Origin of the sequence: Clostridium lentum (assembly GCF_014287815.1) — a bacterium.
Lineage (GTDB): Bacteria > Bacillota > Clostridia > Clostridiales > Clostridiaceae > Clostridium > Clostridium lentum.
This window is the reverse complement of the sequence record NZ_JACOOQ010000034.1, coordinates 1-2957: the sequence shown is the minus strand read 5'-3', so window position 1 is coordinate 2957 and position 2957 is coordinate 1. Positions and strand designations below refer to the sequence as shown.

Genomic DNA, 2957 nt, shown 5'->3' with positions numbered 1-2957 from the left:
TTCTCTGAAAATTGCATATAAATGATAATCTATTTTTATTGGTCAAGCCCTCGACCTATTAGTATCAGTCAGCTAAATATGTTACCACACTTACACCTCTGACCTATCAACCTCGTGTTCTTCAAGGGGTCTTACTAGTCTTTCGACTATGGGAAATCTCATCTTGAGGGAGGCTTCACGCTTAGATGCTTTCAGCGTTTATCCCTTCCCGACTTAGCTACCCAGCCATGCTCTTGGCAGAACAACTGGTGCACCAGAGGTCAGTCCATCCCGGTCCTCTCGTACTAAGGACAGCTCCTCTCAAATTTCCTACGCCCGCGACGGATAGGGACCGAACTGTCTCACGACGTTCTGAACCCAGCTCGCGTGCCGCTTTAATGGGCGAACAGCCCAACCCTTGGGACCTACTACAGCCCCAGGATGCGACGAGCCGACATCGAGGTGCCAAACCTCCCCGTCGATGTGGACTCTTGGGGGAGATCAGCCTGTTATCCCCGAGGTAGCTTTTATCCGTTGAGCGATGGCCCTCCCACGAGGTACCACCGGATCACTAAGCCCGACTTTCGTCCCTGCTCGACTTGTAGGTCTCGCAGTCAGGCTCCCTTCTGCCTTTGCACTCTACGAACGATTTCCGACCGTTCTGAGGGAACCTTTGGGCGCCTCCGTTACTTTTTAGGAGGCGACCGCCCCAGTCAAACTGCCCACCTAACAATGTCCAGTCACCAGATTCATGGCATCCTGTTAGAACCCCAGTACTGTCAGGGTGGTATCCCAAGGATGACTCCACTAAGGCTGACGCCCTAGTTTCCCAGTCTCCCACCTATCCTGTACAGACAATACCGGAATTCAATGCTAAGCTACAGTAAAGCTCTACGGGGTCTTTCCGTCCAATCGCGGGTAGCGAGCATCTTCACTCGCACTACAACTTCGCCGGATTTGCAGTTGAGACAGTGCCCAAGTCATTACGCCATTCGTGCGGGTCAGAACTTACCTGACAAGGAATTTCGCTACCTTAGGACCGTTATAGTTACGGCCGCCGTTTACTGGGGCTTAAGTTCACACCTTCGCTTGCGCTAAGTGTTCCCCTTAACCTTCCAGCACCGGGCAGGCGTCAGCCCCTATACATCAGCTTGCGCTTTAGCAGAGACCTGTGTTTTTGCTAAACAGTTGCTTGGGCCTATTCTCTGCGGCCTACTCTCGTAGGCACCCCTTCTCGCTAACTTACGGGGTCAATTTGCCTAGTTCCTTAACTGCAATTCTTCCGCCGGCCTTAGGATTCTCTCCTCATCTACCTGTGTCGGTTTGCGGTACGGGCACTACTTCTCTCTCTAGATGCTTTTCTTGGAAGCATGGAATCATGTACTTCAGCCTCAAGGGCCTTCCCCATCACGCCTCAGCATTAACATTACAGCGGATTTGCCTACCGTAACTGCCTAAACGCTTAGACTAGCATTTCCAATCGCTAGCACACACTATCCTTCTCCGTCACACCCTCGATAATAACGATGGTAGTGGTACAGGAATATCAACCTGTTGTCCATCGCCTACGCCTTTCGGCCTCGGCTTAGGTCCCGACTAACCCTCAGCGGACGAGCCTTCCTGAGGAAACCTTAGATATTCGGCCTGTAGGATTCTCACCTACATCTCGCTACTAATGCCAACATTCTCACTCGTAATCAGTCCACCGCTCCTTACGGTACGACTTCAGCCCGATTACGACGCTCCCCTACCGCTTGCTTACGCAAGCCCGTAGCTTCGGTGGTAAGTTTTAGCCCCGGACATTTTCGGCGCAGGATCTCTCGACTAGTGAGCTATTACGCACTCTTTAAATGAGTGGCTGCTTCTAAGCCAACATCCTAGTTGTCTTAGAAATCCCACATCCTTTTCCACTTAACTTACACTTTGGGACCTTAGCTGACGATCTGGGCTGTTTCCCTTTTGACCACGGATCTTATCATTCGTAGTCTGACTGCCGGACTAAATGTATATGGCATTCGGAGTTTGATAAGGTTCGGTAAGCGATATGCCCCCTAGCCCATTCAGTGCTCTACCTCCACTACACATATCCGACGCTAGCCCTAAAGCTATTTCGGGGAGAACCAGCTATCTCCGAGTTCGATTGGAATTTCTCCGCTATCCACAGCTCATCCCATGCTTTTTCAACAGCAACGTGGTTCGGTCCTCCACGAGGTTTTACCCTCGCTTCAACCTGGCCATGGATAGGTCACCCGGTTTCGGGTCTACGGCATGCAACTAGTCGCCCTATTAAGACTCGGTTTCCCTTCGGCTCCGTACCTTAAGTACTTAACCTTGCTACATACCGTAACTCGTTGGCTCGTTCTACAAAAAGCACGTCATCACCCTCATATGGGGCTTTGACCGGTTGTAGGCACACGGTTTCAGGTTCTATTTCACTCCCCTCCCGGGGTTCTTTTCACCTTTCCCTCACGGTACTGCTTCACTATCGGTCATCAGGTAGTATTTAGCCTTGGGAGGTGGTCCTCCCTGCTTCCCACAAGGTTTCACGTGTCTCGTGGTACTCTGGATCAAAGCTTGATAAATGTTACTTTCACCTACAGGACTATTACCTCCTACGGTCTAACTTTCCAGTTATGTTCGGTTAATAACATCTTCTCGTTAATGCTCTGTCCGCAACCCCAGTGACAAGTCACTGGTTTGGGCTCTTTCCCTTTCGCTCGCCGCTACTCAGAAAATCGATTTTTCTTTCTCTTCCTCTAGGTACTTAGATGTTTCAGTTCCCTAGGTTTACCTCCGTATAGCTATGTATTCACTATACGGTACATGGGGTTTCCCATGTGAGTTCCCTCATTCGGAAATCTCCGGATCACTGGCTATGTGCGCCTACCCGAAGCTTATCGCAGCTTATCACGTCCTTCATCGGCTCCTGATGCCAAGGCATTCACCATGCGCCCTTTGTAGCTTGACCTATCATCAGT

The 2957-nt window shown here is 50.6% G+C and carries 1 rRNA gene; it reads right to left on the bottom strand.

The features are described from left to right. Window positions 1-38: 38 nt before the first annotated feature. A 23S ribosomal RNA gene (locus H8R92_RS12790) occupies window positions 39-2947 on the bottom strand. Between the last annotated feature and the right edge of the window lie 10 nt (window positions 2948-2957).